Consider the following 15,833-nt stretch of genomic DNA (forward strand, 5'->3'; position numbering starts at 1 on the left):
TACCTCCCCTTCTTTCATCCGCAAGAATTTCGGTGTGGTACTGGAGCGAACGGTCCGCGAGCTTAACGGTGAATCCTGCATCCCGATGGAGGATGCGCCCCCGCCCAAACAACAGATAGTCGTGAGCCGCAGCTTCGGCGAGCGCATCACAGAATATGACGCGATGCGACAGTCCGTCTGCGCGTATGCTGAACGCGTGGCGGAAAAGCTTCGTGAGGATCGGCAGTTCTGTCACCACATCTCCGTTTTTATCCGCACCTCCCCTTTCGACACCGGACAGCCCGGCTACGGTAACACGGCGTTTGTGAAACTGCGTGTAGGTACTCAGGACACGCGCAACATCATCGAGGCGGCGGTAAAATCCTTAGACACGATCTGGCGCCCGGGTTTTCGCTATGCGAAAGCCGGCATCATGCTGAGTGAGCTGCGGCCGAACGGCGTGGCGCAGCTCAACCTGTTTGACGATGAGGCGCCGCGCGCCGGCAGTGAAGCGCTGATGAGCCTGATGGATTCGATGAATCGCTCCGGGCGCTACAGCATAGGCTTTGCGGGTAAAGGTATTGACCCCGACTGGAAGATGAAACGGGAGATGCTGAGTAAAGCCTGGACGACGAACTGGAAGGAGCTACCAGTTGCAAAGGTATGCTAAATGGATTTATTAAGTATTTAATATGTACATTTTAAATACTTTTCATGCATTAAATTTGCATCAGCAATATAGATCAGGGCAGCTAAAAATTTTGCTGCCCTTTTCTCTTACGAGGATGAGTTTACCAGGTGAAATTCATCAATAAAACGCATTACGAGCCCTGGTTTTTACCAGTGAAATAGCGACCGCGCGGCAACCTGTCACCGGCGTTAAGTCGCTGCTGCCACTCTTCGAACGCAGGCCGCTTTCTGCGTACATTTCCTTTAAGCATGTTTACGCTCTGTGTAACCGTGATTACCGGGTCACCGTTCCTGAACGTCCTGTACATCTCTTCTAACTGAGTCATTTGCGTTCTCTTTGTTCATTATCAGCAAAGCGCATTGATGTTTAAATCACTCAGGCTGGAAATACTCACCACCCCTTACAGAGATACTTATAAAGAACACATAAAATACATAAAATGTACATTATATGTATTTATAGAGTATCTTCTTAGTGCTAAAGACTGTTCAGGTAATTACCTGCTATATTCAGTCTTTCTTACTATCAAACGCGCCATCGCGCGCCAGCTTTTCGCGAAATGCTTCAAGTATATAAGGCGTCATCAACAGCGATGTGACGTTACGCTCTTTTAGTGAGTCATATGCGTCCCAGAGATCTTCGGGAATTTGAACATTTTTGGCTCTGCGCACAGCTTTCGCTTTACGGCGTGGGCCGGAAGGTTCGTTTTCAGCCAGCTTCTCTGGTTCTGCAGTTCTGACGGCTTCGGCCGCGACAGGCTGTTGTTCAGCCGGTGCAGAACTCCCTGCTTCGTGCAAAGGTGCGTTTTTTGAGAGCTGTGAAATGCGTTCGAACATTGCTGATTTAGGATTCGCCATCAGATACACCATTCATATTTAAAAAGTACATTTTCAATACTCATTGAATATCTTAATCATACCTTTTCTATAGCATTGCGCATATCTAAAAAGAGCGAGCGCATAGCGTTACCTACATTGCTGTAGCGTGTTGTCATATGCTCAACAACCCCCATCCCCTGACCAAACTGCTGCGGTGCAGCTTTATCCATCGGAATAGCCGTCTCCATCCGGACGAGATTGTCGAACTGGGCAATGTAGTTATCGATGTCGCTGTAATTGCGTCGATTTGGCGGGACCTTATTCATCACCACATGGGCAATTTTTTTCTCACCCAGCTCCGCCGAAATTTCATCCAGTACCTTACTGAATTCGTGAAGGCCCAGAATATCGGACGGGTCATCCTTCAGCGGAGAAATAATGAGATCAGCAAGTGCTACAGCAGCACGGGTGATCGAGGAGTCAAAACCACCGCAGTCAACCAGTACGGTCTGCCCCTTCTCTTTAGCTTCAAGAACATCGGCGATAAAGCGGTCCACGACATTTTCCATGTCGTCGGTCAGGCGGACTACATTCCACCGAATACCTTCATCACGGAAGCCATTAAACGTCGTCACGGCCGGAGTAGGGTCAGTGTCGTAAAAAGTATCAGGCTTAAGCTCGGGCGCTATATTCAGACTGATAAGCGATTTGCCCGTACCGCCCTTTTTGATTGCTACCGCTATAACTTTTCCCGCGTATGGATTTGATGCGTTATTCATACTTTCTCCATCCCTAAAATGTACATTTTCAGTATCTGTTCAGAACTTTATCAGTACATCTATCAATGTGCAATAAAGAATACTTACTGAATACTAAAAATGTACATTTTTAGTATTGAAAAGGTGTGTTAGATATACACGAACAGAACACGCATATTCATTAGCATTGCTCTTCGAACCAAGGCAGGGGAGGGGTACAATCGGTTTTTCAGGCGTGGTTATCTCAGTAAGATACCTGCGTTTCTTTCGGTTTTTTTGGAGAAGATATATGGATATGTTTTTCTGGTTTTTGATCGCTATCGCTGTGATCGCTTACCTGGTTTCAGGTGGAAAACGTAAACGGAAGGGGAGCGTATACAAACGCAAAACAGATTATCAGCCACCGAAGCGTGAAAGTTATGACCGTGCTCCGGAGGTTGTCAGGGAGCAGTCTGTAGCAGAACGCCAGCTGGTTACGGTCAGGGGCAACGAATTTTATAAGCGCCCACTGATGAATAAAAGTGAATACGGCGTATTTTGCAGGCTTGAAAAGTTGCTTTCAGCATCACATCGTGGCTACCGCGTATTCTCCCAGGTATCACTCGGTGAGATTCTTGGCTCGGATGATAAGCAGGCTTACCTGGCGATTAACAGCAAGCGGGCAGACTTCGTGATCATAGACTGGTCAGGGCAGCCGATAGCCGTTGTTGAGTATCATGGAAGTGGCCACTTTAAAGGCGACGCCATTGTGCGCGACGCGGTCAAACGTGAAGCATGTAGCAGTGCAGGAATAGCATTCATCGAGCTATCTGAAAGCTACACAAATGCGGATATAGAAGCCATCAGTAACCATTTGCACCCAAGAGCAGCCTGACGTCAGTGACACCACCAGTGAAGCCGTCTTTTCTTTTCATCAAGCACGCGCCGCAGCTCCCTGCGGTGCTGCCTTAATTCCTGATGCAGCATGCGTTGCTTGATCCTGTGAAACACCTCATTCTTGATCTCGCGTGAGCAGTCATCAGCTTCTGCATCGCAGCGGCTGATTTCCTGCAATAACCAGTCCATATAAAGGTCAAGCTGTTCGCCCGCTAAGTCCTGCAGCTGTGTCTGTGAAAACATACTAAAGCCCTATGATACTAAGTGTTCGTGAGCTGAACTGAGCTCAATGTACAGAACTTAAATCGGCAGCTTAGAGTGTTTTTTTAGGGTAATTCCGCGATTGTTCGGCAAACGCTTTAACTTATTAATATATCAGCACGACATTAACAACAAAGCGTAAACGAATAAAAACCGTTAACCCCCTCACCTTGAGGGGGCGTACATTATAATTTAACATTTCCTCTTAGAACTCTCCCGATTTGCTTTTTAACACGTGGCACATTTAAAAAATGACCTCTGCAAAAATCATAGGCCAGATGATTCACAAGTCTTACAAAGCCTTTGACATAGTTATTATAAAAAAATAAAGATACGAAAAACTTAGCAATTTTGGTTTCTTTATCTCCTGGCTCATTACTTGAAATAATAGCCTTAGCTGCAGCATTAAAAACTCTATCAACCCTAGGCCCAAATGGTTTATTTACATAAAGCAATCCATTTAAATTCCAGTCATTTAGTGACTTATCACAATAATTAGCCATTAAAGCCGCCATTAAATGCGGTAGTTTGATATTATTATTATAACCACCCGCATATTTTTTAATGAGCGATGATAAATGCAGACCATTTTTATCATTTTCAGACGTTGATAGTTTAACAAAATCATCAATCATTAATGGGTAAGGCATAGCCCCATGAATATGCAAGAACAAGCCTTCCTCCCGTTCAGAAAAGGCAACATAATCTCTAGCATCATGGAATATTTTACTGGAATTGGCCAAATTTATTGGAACAAGACTTTTAGTCAAAAAGCAGTTTTGTGAGTCAATGGAAAGATAGGATAAACCACAGTTTTTATAAGCATAAACTTGCTTAGGATAGTTTTGTCCAAATGACTCCGCAAGAGCTATTGTTTCTTGACTATAGTTATCAGGAATTATGTTTAGTGGATATAAAATTGAACATACATCTCTGAGGTTACCTAAAAAAGAACCAAAGTGCTCTCTTATTGTTTCGGCTGTATTAAAAAACATTTCACCTGATTCAGATTCACCCAGAACCATGTACTTATCTCTATCAATCCGTTCAATCCAGTTATTGATAGCGTCTATATCCTCCTGCATTATATACAATTTTATGTTTTTTTCTATAAAGAACTTAGAAAATGAAGTTAAGCAAGAGTAGACAATTGTTATTAAATCTGTGCAGAAAGCTTCGCTGTGTTCCTCACCAGAATCAACAAATCCCTTCATAGAAGAGTTTTTATTAAGAAGCAATGACAAAGCAGCTTTCACATGGTCGCTCTTCTCAATTAAAAACATTCTAAAGCTTAAGGGGGCTATATCATTACTGATAATTCTTTGTAAGGATTCGACGCTCGATTGTTTAACTGAAAGACTTCTTTTTAACTGCAGCATCAATTCTTCAGGATCGCTTGAAACATTAAAAGTTTGAAATGAGTCAGAACCATCGTTAAACTCATCTCGAATCTGAATAGCTAATCTATGGATCGCCACATATGGAGGAAGAATTTCCTCTACTACAATGCTTTTGAACCCTACGTTTAACTTATCTCCTGCTTTGGCGTTCGTCAAACTAATCGCTAAAGCTGTATCGGGATTTAAAATGTATGGATTAGAAAAACTCTTTTGGTTTGATATGAGCTTAGTTAGAGTCTTACTACCATCCCTATATTGAACACCGCGTGATAATCCTTGAACATCATATGAAGGATTGAAATCAACCTTATTTTCATTAAGAACAAGGCTAAGGCATGCCTCTGATACGTAACGGTAATTTTTTTCCGGAGAATCAATGAACCAGTTAACCACTATCTTTTCAAAAGCAGCCATTTGGTTACTATTTACTAATAAAGCCACAAAATTCCCGATTACCGGAGAAGGTGGGGAAAACAAAGAATAGTCGTAATTATCAACATCTCGAGAAATAAGCTCTGGCTTATTTAACTTTATCAAAGTCAATAACCTAAGCCGCATAAACTCTATATTTTTTTGATGCTTGTAGTCTTCAATTAACTTGTAAGCCACTTCAGCAGAATTGAAATATAAGTGTGTAAAAATAACCAAGTTATCAAAGTCAATAGTTTTATCTTGCTCGTTAACACTTTGTGAAAGCTGTAATAAATCTTTATACCTAGCTGCACGGTAAAGATTAAATAAAAGAGTTTCTATAAAAGGCGAACACCAAAATTCGTTTAACCCACTAATATACTTTAACATTAAACTACAAGACTCATAAATTAAGCCTATGATCTGCATTGAATCCGCAAGCATTTTTATGAATTCAGAGCTTGCAAGCTGTAGGCCTTTTTCATCTTCTTGCGATATTTCGCTTAAAACCCTTTTAGTTAAATCTTTGTCTTTAATAATTGCCGCAACAAAAATTCTATTTAGCTTTTCTCCAACGCTAGTAAACTCTCCCTCAATAACTATACCTTCATCTACCCACCTTTTAAAATCATCGAACGGCATTAAAGCTTTGGCCATTTTCATCTCATTATAACTAACTTGCTTTTTGCGAGTTATTCTTTCTAATACTTCATCTTTAAAAGATTTGCTTTCTTCAGTTTTTTTTATGATATTAATAGGATGTTCTTCTGAAAAATCCCGTCTATTATTCTTTAACTTTAAATCATCACAAAAATCCTCATTAAAAGATTTAACATATTCGATATTCTCTAAACATAGTTCTTCTAATTCTGCATGAGTCATTTTGACATAAATTAAGCTTGGAATGAAAATATTGAAAAGCCTTACATCTACCTCTTCATTCAGTTTAAAAATAGAAATAGCTTCAGCGATTAAATTCACAACCTCATTTTTCTTTTTTTGATTTAAGGTGAAATAATCTGTATCCTTAAGAGACATGTCAAGCTTGTAAAACTTTGCGAACAAAAGGATGACTTTAGAATTATAATAATCATAATATCTATTTAGGTCTTCCGCAGCTTCTAGTGCCTCATCACAACAACGTTCTCTGAATAGACCATTAATTAACCCAATTCTTTCCTCTTCAGTCAAAGTAGATGTTTTATTTCTAAATATATCAATCAGCTCTTTTTTTTCAAAGAAAAGATGAAATGCAGCTGCTCTACTAAAGGGCCCTACACATGATATGTCTTTGAACCGTCTCTCAGCATAATCTAATCCAAACTTTAGCACTTCACTTCTAAAAAGCAGAGATAGGGCTAGATCCTTTATCATAAGATTTCTTGAGCTGGTAAAAATATCTTGCAATAAACCTAAATCATTAGCTCCATCAGGATTTTCACTTATATCACATTTAACAACCAGAAGCTTTAGAAGCTCTTTAATTTCCTCACTTAAATTATTAATCCCTGAAATAACGTTAATGCCTTCTCTAGCACTAATAAACTTTCTATTTGTTATTTTTTTAGAATGTTTTTTATTGGGGTTTGAAGGTTTTCTGGCACCGTTTCGCTTATAAATGATACGTACGTTTCGAAAACCAACTTGTTGTTTGCAACATTATCACCACTTCCAAAATGAGTTTGTGACGAAGCGTTATCTGACATTTTCTATCCTTTGACTATCTTATCTCGTCCAACATTATCACCCGAACCAAAGTGCTGCTGTTTAACACTCACTTTTTCTTCATCTTTTATTGACTTTATAATCTCAAGTATTTCTGGATCAATCACTAATTTCTTTTCAATAGCTTTTTCACTCATGTCTTCATTAACTTCAATTTTTTCAATCTTCTGAGCTAGCTCTTCTATTTTTGTTTCATCGTTAATAAACGTACGCAGTTTTTCTTTTAACGCATCTTTTGACCATGAAACGCTTGCCTGTATGAGGTCATAAATTCCTCTAGCTAAAATCGCAGTAGTTATAGGTTCCATCTTCAATTCCTTAAGCTATTTGTATACATTCGCCAGACACGCTTGCCACCAATCTAACCTAAGACTAATCCTATGCATTTTCAACGCTTATGTTAGGAATTTGTATTGAAGTCCTTTATTGCATAGCTGAATAACAGTTTTCTTGTTTACTTTTTCTCGCTGTAACTATTCCTGTCAACATGTGTACTAATATGGTCGTTTTCGGACACCCATCACAGCATATGTACGGAAGTCAGTGTTTTTAAATTCGTACATGCGTTACAATAAGTACACCTATTTAGTACATGTAGTAACCCTATGTCACGAGTTTTTGCTTACTGCAGGGTTTCAACCCTGGAACAGAACACCGAAAACCAGCGTCGAGAGATCGAGGCTGCTGGTTTTGCCATTCGCCCCCAACGTCTGTTAGAGGAATACGTCAGTGGCTCGGTTGCAGCTGCCGAACGCCCCGGATTTATGCGACTACTCGACAGGATGGAAAATGGTGACGTCCTGATTGTGACAAAGCTCGATCGCCTCGGGCGTAATGCAATGGACATCAGAAAAACTGTCGAGCTTCTTGCTGCATCAGAAATTCGTGTGCACTGCCTCGCGCTTGGTGGAGTAGACCTGACCAGTCCGGCCGGCAAAATGACGATGCAGGTGATCTCAGCAGTCGCTGAGTTTGAGCGAGATTTGCTCCTTGAGCGTACCCATGCAGGCATCGCCAGGGCAAAGGCGTCCGGTAAAAGATTTGGCCGTCCTCCTGCGCTTAACGACGAACAAAAGCTTGAAGTTCATGCGCGAATTGATGCAGGCGAAAGCATCAGTGCGATAGCGCGTAAATTTGAAACTACGCGGCAAACCATACTCAGGATTAAAGCGTCCCGGCCTGGCGGAGACGACGCGTAAAACGGAATTCAAAAAACGGAATGGCAGGCGATCAGGATTACCTGATGAGCGCTATCTCGCCACGCCATGACTCAGAGAGGACGCAAATATGTCAGACATCAAAACATATCCTGTCTGCTTCACGGGACAGTTAAAAAGCGTTGAGTGTGATGCCTCATTTCAGAAGGATCAGGCAGAGACATTCAAACACTACATTCGGTTTGCACGACAGAACAAAGCAACGACGCTGATTACCTGCCAGTGCATGAAGGACGGCGAAGGCGAAAACCGCCGCCGCCTTAAAGCCTGCTATTCCTCCACGCATGATAATTACTGGCTGGCTCGCTGGTCCTACAGTGGTTCAGAACACGCACCGGACTGTCGTTTCTATTCTGTATGGGCAGATGAAAAGCAGGGTGAGATTTACACCTCAGACGTAGTAAAGGCCGTCTCTCCAGGTCATTTCCGTATCAAATTACCTACCGGGCTACAAAAAAAAGCGGCTACGGAGCGCGATGCGACGGCGCAGCCAACAGATACAAGAGCAGAAGGAAAACGCAAACGACAGCCAGCTATGCGTCTTCTTGGCCTGCTTCACTTCATGTGGGAACAGGCAGAAATTAATCACTGGCATCCTAATTTTGACAAGCGTACCCGCGATAATGCCTGGGCTGCATGGCGCCTGAAGCAGGTTGCAGAAAAAATCAGCATTGGGAAAACTCTTCTGAAATCTGTTCTGGTCATAATGGCGCGACCAGGTACGCAGGAGATCAGGAACAACTGGGCAACGATTGATGCGGCAGCTGCGTCAAACAAGCGTCTCGTAATGATTACCAGCCTGAAGTCATGCAAAACTGAGGAAGAGGGCTGCCTGAACGGCACGCTTCCGCTCGCTGAGGCGGCGGGCTTTCCGTCTCTTGATGTGCCGGCAGATTTGATCAGCCGGCTTAACCGGAGCTTTTCTCGCGAGCTGGGCGACTGGCGCCGCGGGCAAAAAGTTATGCTGATAGCTGAAACCGATCCGCCGGTAAAAAAATTCAGGCAGCGTGACGGCAAACCTGTTCCCTACAACACCTGTACCGTCATTGATGCGGCGCTGATGACAGTCAGCCCCAGATTTATTCCTCTCGATTCGTCATGGGAAGGTGTCATTGAGGAAAAACTCTGGCAGGAAAAACGTCATTTCATTAAGCCTTTGCGCTATGACGGTGAGGCAGACGTGTTTCCTGATTTCCTGCTGAAAGACGTGCCTGGCCGGGAGATCGTGCCGCTTGAGGTATTCGGCATGAACACACCAGATTACCTGGAACGTAAAGCTGTGAAGCTTGAGCATTATCGCGAAGAGTACGGGGAGGGTAACTGGTGGAGCTGGGATGCGCATAAAGCTGATGCCTTAAGTAACATTCCAGCGTTTCCGGTTAAAGGTTAAAAAGCCTATTTATCAGCTTCCGGCTTTGCATAAACAGGATCATTCCCGCGAGGGAACTGCAGTGCAGCATTCCTGTAAAAAGTCAGTCGTTCACGGAAGTATTCGCGCCACTGTTCTGGCTGCTGACGTTCAACTTCAGCAGCCAGCACCGGCATATTCATGCGCTCTTTATATGCAACGCCGGAAGCAGCCAGATCAATATTGACCCGTTCACGCTCCTCGGTCGATCGCCGGGCTATATTGTTCTCGCTGCGTTCAGTCATCATTTAGTTCCTTTTGCATTTTACCTGTGAGCACACACGTTACTTTACTCGCAAAGTTTCGCTCAGGCAGGTGGTGTAACGTGGAGAAAGCATTTCGCGTTTCATTTTCCATACGTTGTCTGTTCCCTGTCCTGCAAACCACACCTTACCCAGCCCCGAACGGTTTATCTGATCTACAGCAGACATCAGAGCATCCGCGTTTGCGCGCGGCAGCTGCTGACTAAACATATCCAGCTGTGCGACACCTGACTGGTAAAAATCTCCCAGGGTGACGCCCGCTTTTGCGTACCGGTAACCGTCGCGCCATATTGCGTCGAGAGCACGTAATGCCAGGCCGATAATATCCCGGGTGTCACTGGTTGGATATTCGCACGTCATAGCCGCTGAGTTGGCATACTGTGGTTCGTTTCCGTATCGCCCTGTATTGACTGACACACTGACGTGCTGACACTTTGAGCCCTGCTCTCTGAGCTTTTCACTGGCACGCGTGGCGTGCGTTACGACAGCCTGCTGCAGGTCTTCGATACTGGTTACACGCTGTCCGAAACTGCGGCTCACAACAATCTGCTGCTTTGGCGGAGGGGCATCTTCAAGAGCCAGACAGGATTCACCGTTAAGTTCGCGAACCGTACGCTCAACTATCACATCGAAGCTTTTCCGAATCATGCTGATGTTACTGTCAGCCAGCTGGAGCGCTGTACTAATCCCCATCGTATGCAGTCGCTTACTCAGCCTGCCACCAATTCCCCAGATGTCATCGACGCTTACCAGTGCGAGTAATTTTCTCTGGCGATCCGGGCTGGTTAAATCGACGATACCTCCTGTTCGCGTCCATTTTTTAGCAGCAAAATTTGCCAGCTTGGCCAGCGTCTTGGATGGACCAAATCCTACGCCAATCGTTAGCCCGATCTCTTTCTTTATCCGATCACGCATTTGCCGCCCGAATTCTTCCAGGGGCATGTACGCGGCGATACCGCTGACATCCAGAAATGACTCATCTATTGAGTAAATCTCTTGTCCAGGCGCCATTTCACCCAGGATGGCCATCATTCTGGCGGACATGTCGCCATATAAAGCGTAGTTAGAGCTGAAGATATGAACGCCATTCTCCCGAAAGTAGCGCTCATTTTTAAACAGCGGGGCACCCATTTTGATACCCATGCGCTTGGCTTCTGCAGAACGGGCAATCACGCAGCCATCATTATTTGACACTACGCATATGGGTTTACCGCGCAAATCGGGTCGAAACACCGTTTCGCAGGACGCGTAGAAATTATTGGCATCGGCCAGTGCGAACATTTTTTTAACTCCGGCTGTTCTCGCTCATTACAGCTTATACACCCCATAGCTTATCTGGTTCATTCACCTGGCGGATGATTGAACCCCAGTCCTGCTACATCGGTAAGTGCATAGGCTACAACGCCCCAGACAGGCAGTTCCTGACTTTCATCGAGCAGAGTAATAGTCTCATCGCCTTTTAGCTCTTGCAGCGCCGGTACGGGGTTTATAAGAAGCCTGCGAAGCACGAGCTCTCCTTCAATCTCAGCGACAATGATGTGTCGGTGTTGCGGGGTGAGCGCACGATCGATGGCCAGAACTGAGCCCTGCATTATTCCTGCTTCAGGATAGCTGCTGTCGCTACGCACAAGGAAAGTAGAATGAGGAGATAGCGTGACCAGATCGCCCAGACTGAGCCGCTGTTCTGCAAAGTTTTGTGCAGGGTTTTGAAATGCCATGCGCAGCTCCTAAATAATCGAGATATGAGTTAGTTGGTTTTACAGTAACTGCCATGTAAGCCTCAAATTTTTTGTGGCTTCATGGCAGTTGAACAAGCCGGAGGCGCGTTAGAGATTTTAGGTTTCATCTTCAGAAGCTTTTTAAGGTTTTATCCACATCTCCACAGGCTAGATCCAATTAATTATCCGTATAGATCCTTATAGGACCATAAAGATCCAGGCTCGGTTAAACCCTTATGTGGCAAGGCCTGAAGAGACGATCTGATGTTTATAAACTGGAAAAAAATGTTTGTAAACGGGATAAAAATGTTTACTTACGGGAAAAGTGTGTTTATAAACGGGAAGATAAATGTTTGTAAACTGGATGCACACCTCAGCTACTCAATCAGTTTTTCAGCCTGTGGGTAAATTCTAATATGGATAGTAAAAACAAAGTCTTACATCTTAATGACGTATTGAGCGTCAGCACTACTGGCAAAAAGTTAACCCCAACCAGTAACAGTACCGTCCAGCCAGTTGCACTGATGCGCCTCGGCCTCTTCGTTCCTACTCTCAAGCGGAAAGGTGCCAATGTTGAGAGTGTCACGATAGATGCATCTAAAGAGCTGGCTGAGCTCGAACTGGCGCAGGCTGAAGGCTATTCCGATATAAGGATTTCTGGTCCCCGCTTATCGATGGAGACAGATTTCAAAGTATGGGTTGCTATCATCGTTTCCTTTAGCCGGTATGGTGAAGCTACCAATTCAATCGAGCTGCCCTTTACACAATTCGCATCATTCGCTGGCTATCCTGATAAAGAAAAACAACTGTTCTACGTACTCGTATCTCGGAATCGTTGACACGTTTACGAGGCACAACGATCAGTCTTTCTTCAAAAAACAAAAGTAAACATACAGTTACTGGTTTACTTCAACGTGGGCAGTACGATATTGAAGCAGATACAATCAAGCTTCAGGCAGATGAATCGCTTTGGGAGCTTTACCGTATCGATAATCAGGTTTTGCTTCAGATGATTGTTCTCAGACGTCTTGCAAACAAAGGTTCTGCCCAGGCGCTTTACACTTTTATTGAAAGCTTGCCACAGAAGCCGCTACCTCTTTCCTTCACACGCATTAAGAAACGTTTGTTGCTCACCTCTGCAGATGCGCAGCAAAATCGCACCATCAAGAAGGCTATCGAAGACTTGCAGTTAACAGGTTATCTTGATGGCTCAGTGATAAAAAAAGGCAAAGAGTGGTATCTGAACATACACAGCCGCAACTCACGCTGTAAAGGCATTGAAGATATTGACTTTTTAACCGATTTCACTCAGTAGAAGCGTCTGAGGATATGTTTATAAATCGGATAAGTTAGTACGTAATCGATGACCAATCGCAGTTTTATGTTTGTAAACAGGTAATCAGCACCTCAAACACTTTAGGCATTCTCAATCCAAGCGTGCTTTATGTTTATAAACTGGTGAGCACGGCCTCTTACTGGCTGACTTAGAAAAAAGTGTTTATAAACTGGATAAACTAAGGCACACGGTTCGTTCCATTTGAGGTATCAGAGATACTTTTCCTGTTTATAAACACTTAAATGGCTTGTCATCCTTAGACTGAGATCGTGAGCTCCGATACTCATGGGGTTATCCAGTTTGCATACATCGCGCCTAACAAGCATTCCTGTTTATAAACATTCTGAGCTGCAATGATTCTCCAGTTTATAAACATCGGCATAAGAAGAGCTGCTGTAGCTCGTTTTGATGTGTTACCCGAGGAATACTTTGACAAGTAACTTAATGAAAACAGCCCATATCTACGTAACAGGCAGTGGAAACTCAGATACACGGCTCGGTTTTGCACGCGTCCTGATTGAGCAGGGTTCCCGAAAAACGCCGGTTATCTTTAACTATGAAAACACTACTTATAAGCGCAGCCAGATTCAGGGCATGATTGATGCTGTACTGCATCTCGATAGCCCTCACCATGTGGTATTCATTACCGCCTCACCGCTGGCACTGGAAAAGGCTGAAACTGGTGAGGGGCCTAATCGGGATCTTATCTACGAGCTGTATCGCGTTCTGTCTGCAAAGGACTGTACGTATGCATTCGATTTCCGTGTAGGGAAGGGTAAAGAGATAAACAAACTGCTGTCAGCGCACAACGTTTGATTTTGACGTTTCTGGAGTCTTCAAGCTGTAAGCCCCGGAAGTGCTTCTTGCCGTATTAAACTGGCGGTTCCATCAGCTGCTCGATTGCAAAGATGAGCGCCGGTTCTGCTTCCCCGGTTCTATAAATCTGTTGTTTAAGCAAAAGCACGAGTTCACGTTTGATCTTCTCTCGGCTGATTTCCTTGCCATCCCCGCTCTGCTCAAACAAATCATGCCGGTGAGCCTGCATGCTTTCCAGTAAGTCGATTCGATTTCGTCATCTTCAGCTTTCTGCATCAGGAAATCTCCCGCCCGTGTACCTGAAACGGCATCTTTGAGGCGAAAAAAAACCCGGTCTGGTGAACCGAGTTAATTTTCTGTACCGGGTGCGGCTGGTGACCACTGCCGGTACGGTGCTGCTTGTACCTGCTAACTGTGCTCAATATTAACGCTGATTGACGATTCGGTCAACGTTGCGGCCCGTACCGCACAGCCTTATACTCGTCGTAGTTGGCAGCGCTACGCTGTTGCAGCCTCTCAAAAGTGGGTTAAAGCTCAGTCGCGCAGAGATTTACCCCGGCCGGAAACAGGTGGTGCTGTCCGGTCTGCTTCCACCTAAAGAGTGCTGCTTGTACCTGCTAACTACCGGTGCGCGACGTAGGGGGGTAACCCAAAAGCACCTGCGCCGTGTGGCGCTCTCCTTAACAGGAGGCTGCCGAAGTGATAAGTCTGGCTACTATCCTAGTAGCGCTGAAGATAATTCACGTTACATTGCAGATTATCGTTGCCGTCAAGCAACTGACCGGACGCCCGTAAGGGCTGAAGGAACTTGAACAAAGGCAGGGGTTAACCACCCTGCCTTTTTTCGTTTCTGCGCGGTGGTTCGGCAATATCGGCTATAGATCGAACTTTACCTGTTGCAGCAAATAACCACTCCTGGCGTCCGCTTCTGGAACTAAGCAGGTCCAAAACCGTGAACTGTCCGCTATGAGCGAAAAGCGGACGTAATGTCATCGTTCGGTATCAAGCGTTACGGGTGAGCGGATTCATTTCAGCAAGCAACCCGCTTTCAACGCTCTCCAGCCCACCATGAAGCTCGCTTTACATTTCCAGGTAGGCATAACCGCTGTTTTGTAGAGTTGTTACTGTGGTCAGTGCGGAAGGCGTATGTATAACCGAACCAGCGATCCAGTCCTTTCTATAATGATGCCAGGCGATAGCCTGATCGCATATACTCACCTTAACGCCCTGGCTTTGAAGGGCCGAAATGAGCTTGAGGTTTGGATTGTCAGTGCCAAATATTTTTTGATAATAAACATTATCAAGCATCGCCGGCGTTGCTCCGCCGTTCACCGCAACGACAAAATTGAGTTTGTTTACTGGAACCCCAGCTGCCACATAGAGGTTAACCACCTGCGCAACTTTTTCCAGTGCCGGATTCGGCAATGAGGCGTTAGCTCCGGCCTTGCCCACTTTGAAAACAATTTTATTATTCAGGTCTGGAGTAGGCTGAAAGGCAGCACTGCGGTCATAGTGAATTTCGCCATAGCCTTTCACCGCTGGCGTCTCCCAAAAGCCAGCAGGTTGCTCTTTTGAAACGCTGACAGAAGAATCAGGCAGGGTATTGAATAGAAAATGATTATTAGTAAGCGCAGCTCCCGTAAGCCCGCTCGTGATTGCAATGAGCGCTCCAGTTATAACAGCACGCATGTTTCCCCCTGGCGGCTTGAGCCCAAGCGCCGTGTTTATATTAGTTGAGAAGTCAATTAACAAAAATGTTATGACATTAGCTAGCGAGCCGTAAATTGGCTTTATTCTTTAATACCGCTCTGTTTTATGTTTTGAGATTATTCTTAAGCAGAAGAACAAAAACGGACTTACCGTTAATCAGTCTGGGTGATGCTGCCAACTTACTGATTTAGTGTATGATGGTGTTTTTGAGGTGCTCCAGTGGCTTCTGTTTCTATCAGCTGTCCCTCCTGTTCAGCTACTGACGGGGTGGTGCGTAACGGTAAAAGTACTGCCGGACATCAGCGCTATCTCTGCTCTCACTGCCGTAAAACATGGCAGTTACAGTTCACATACACCGCCTCTCAACCCGGTACGCACCAGAAAATCATTGATATGGCCATGAATGGCGCTGGATGCCGGGCAACCGCCCGCATTATGGGCGTTGG

At 44.6% G+C, this 15,833-nt stretch carries 18 protein-coding genes; 8 read left to right on the forward strand and 10 right to left on the reverse strand.

Annotated elements, in window-relative coordinates; all coding sequences use genetic code 11:
* On the forward strand, nucleotides 1-649 hold a 649-nt coding region (locus HA46_RS19725; protein WP_143807685.1), incomplete at its 5' end, for a DinB/UmuC family translesion DNA polymerase.
* Between the two features lie 530 nt (nucleotides 650-1,179).
* Here the strand turns inward: HA46_RS19725 and HA46_RS19735 are convergent.
* Both HA46_RS19735 and HA46_RS19740 read right to left on the reverse strand, forming a co-directional pair.
* A complete protein-coding gene (locus HA46_RS19735; RefSeq protein ID WP_084886285.1) occupies nucleotides 1,180-1,527 on the reverse strand; it encodes a molecular chaperone in 348 nt (115 codons plus the stop codon).
* Nucleotides 1,528-1,583: 56 nt separating this feature from the next.
* Complete coding sequence (locus HA46_RS19740) at nucleotides 1,584-2,267, reverse strand: ParA family protein (RefSeq protein ID WP_084886258.1); 684 nt, start codon at nucleotides 2,265-2,267, stop codon at nucleotides 1,584-1,586.
* 268 nt (nucleotides 2,268-2,535) lie between these two features.
* Here HA46_RS19740 and HA46_RS21005 point away from each other — a divergent pair, with 268 nt between their 5' ends.
* On the forward strand, nucleotides 2,536-3,120 hold the full coding sequence (locus tag HA46_RS21005) for a DUF2726 domain-containing protein (protein ID WP_143807686.1): 585 nt from the start codon (nucleotides 2,536-2,538) through the stop codon (nucleotides 3,118-3,120).
* Nucleotides 3,121-3,122: 2 nt separating this feature from the next.
* Here HA46_RS21005 and HA46_RS19750 read toward each other — a convergent pair whose 3' ends face one another.
* The 3 genes from HA46_RS19750 to gapS6a form a co-directional block, all read right to left on the reverse strand.
* Nucleotides 3,123-3,365 (reverse strand): hypothetical protein, encoded by a 243-nt coding sequence (locus HA46_RS19750; protein WP_084886261.1) that lies wholly within the window; start codon nucleotides 3,363-3,365, stop codon nucleotides 3,123-3,125.
* Between the two features lie 203 nt (nucleotides 3,366-3,568).
* Nucleotides 3,569-6,568: a hypothetical protein gene (locus HA46_RS19755; RefSeq protein ID WP_084886264.1), complete on the reverse strand. Its 3,000-nt coding sequence runs from the start codon at nucleotides 6,566-6,568 to the stop codon at nucleotides 3,569-3,571.
* A 335-nt stretch (nucleotides 6,569-6,903) separates the two neighbouring features.
* Complete coding sequence (gene gapS6a / locus HA46_RS19760; RefSeq protein ID WP_084886266.1) at nucleotides 6,904-7,227, reverse strand: GapS6a family protein; 324 nt, start codon at nucleotides 7,225-7,227, stop codon at nucleotides 6,904-6,906.
* Between the two features lie 297 nt (nucleotides 7,228-7,524).
* Here gapS6a and HA46_RS19765 point away from each other — a divergent pair, with 297 nt between their 5' ends.
* A complete protein-coding gene (locus tag HA46_RS19765; RefSeq protein ID WP_084886268.1) occupies nucleotides 7,525-8,118 on the forward strand; it encodes a recombinase family protein in 594 nt (197 codons plus the stop codon).
* A gap of 88 nt (nucleotides 8,119-8,206) precedes the next feature.
* Entirely contained in the window at nucleotides 8,207-9,526 is a 1,320-nt protein-coding gene (locus HA46_RS19770) for a DUF1173 family protein (protein WP_084886271.1), read from the forward strand.
* A gap of 5 nt (nucleotides 9,527-9,531) precedes the next feature.
* Here the strand turns inward: HA46_RS19770 and HA46_RS19775 are convergent, their stop codons facing one another.
* From HA46_RS19775 to HA46_RS19785, 3 genes are read right to left on the reverse strand one after another with little or no spacing between them, the layout of a single operon-like run.
* On the reverse strand, nucleotides 9,532-9,789 hold the full coding sequence (locus tag HA46_RS19775; protein WP_084886289.1) for a DNA polymerase III subunit theta: 258 nt from the start codon (nucleotides 9,787-9,789) through the stop codon (nucleotides 9,532-9,534).
* A gap of 39 nt (nucleotides 9,790-9,828) precedes the next feature.
* A complete protein-coding gene (umuC, locus tag HA46_RS19780) occupies nucleotides 9,829-11,088 on the reverse strand; it encodes a translesion error-prone DNA polymerase V subunit UmuC (RefSeq protein ID WP_084886274.1) in 1,260 nt (419 codons plus the stop codon).
* Between the two features lie 59 nt (nucleotides 11,089-11,147).
* A complete protein-coding gene (locus tag HA46_RS19785) occupies nucleotides 11,148-11,525 on the reverse strand; it encodes a S24 family peptidase (protein ID WP_084886276.1) in 378 nt (125 codons plus the stop codon).
* A 416-nt stretch (nucleotides 11,526-11,941) separates the two neighbouring features.
* On the opposite strand from HA46_RS19785, the gene HA46_RS21600 reads away from it, so the two are divergent.
* The 3 genes from HA46_RS21600 to HA46_RS19795 all read left to right on the forward strand — a co-directional run bounded on the left by HA46_RS21600 (nucleotide 11,942) and on the right by HA46_RS19795 (nucleotide 13,677).
* Nucleotides 11,942-12,364: a RepB family plasmid replication initiator protein gene (locus HA46_RS21600; RefSeq protein ID WP_280174264.1), complete on the forward strand. Its 423-nt coding sequence runs from the start codon at nucleotides 11,942-11,944 to the stop codon at nucleotides 12,362-12,364.
* Nucleotides 12,361-12,840, forward strand: a complete 480-nt coding sequence (locus tag HA46_RS21605) for a hypothetical protein (RefSeq protein WP_280174265.1) — start codon at nucleotides 12,361-12,363, stop codon at nucleotides 12,838-12,840. The genes HA46_RS21600 and HA46_RS21605 overlap by 4 nt, the downstream gene beginning before the upstream one ends.
* Nucleotides 12,841-13,290: 450 nt before the next feature.
* The gene (locus HA46_RS19795; protein ID WP_143807687.1) at nucleotides 13,291-13,677 is read left to right on the forward strand and encodes a hypothetical protein; all 387 of its coding nucleotides are present in this window, start codon (nucleotides 13,291-13,293) and stop codon (nucleotides 13,675-13,677) included.
* A gap of 55 nt (nucleotides 13,678-13,732) precedes the next feature.
* Here the strand turns inward: HA46_RS19795 and HA46_RS19800 are convergent, their stop codons facing one another.
* Nucleotides 13,733-13,906, reverse strand: a complete 174-nt coding sequence (locus tag HA46_RS19800) for a hypothetical protein (protein WP_244277551.1) — start codon at nucleotides 13,904-13,906, stop codon at nucleotides 13,733-13,735.
* An 851-nt stretch (nucleotides 13,907-14,757) separates the two neighbouring features.
* Nucleotides 14,758-15,366, reverse strand: coding sequence for a DsrE family protein (locus HA46_RS19805; RefSeq protein ID WP_084886281.1), 609 nt, complete (start codon nucleotides 15,364-15,366; stop codon nucleotides 14,758-14,760).
* A gap of 240 nt (nucleotides 15,367-15,606) precedes the next feature.
* Between HA46_RS19805 and HA46_RS19815 the strand changes: the two genes are divergently transcribed.
* On the forward strand, nucleotides 15,607-15,833 hold a 227-nt coding region (locus HA46_RS19815; protein WP_143807688.1), incomplete at its 3' end, for an IS1 family transposase.

Source organism: Pantoea septica (assembly GCF_002095575.1).
Lineage (GTDB): Bacteria > Pseudomonadota > Gammaproteobacteria > Enterobacterales > Enterobacteriaceae > Pantoea > Pantoea septica.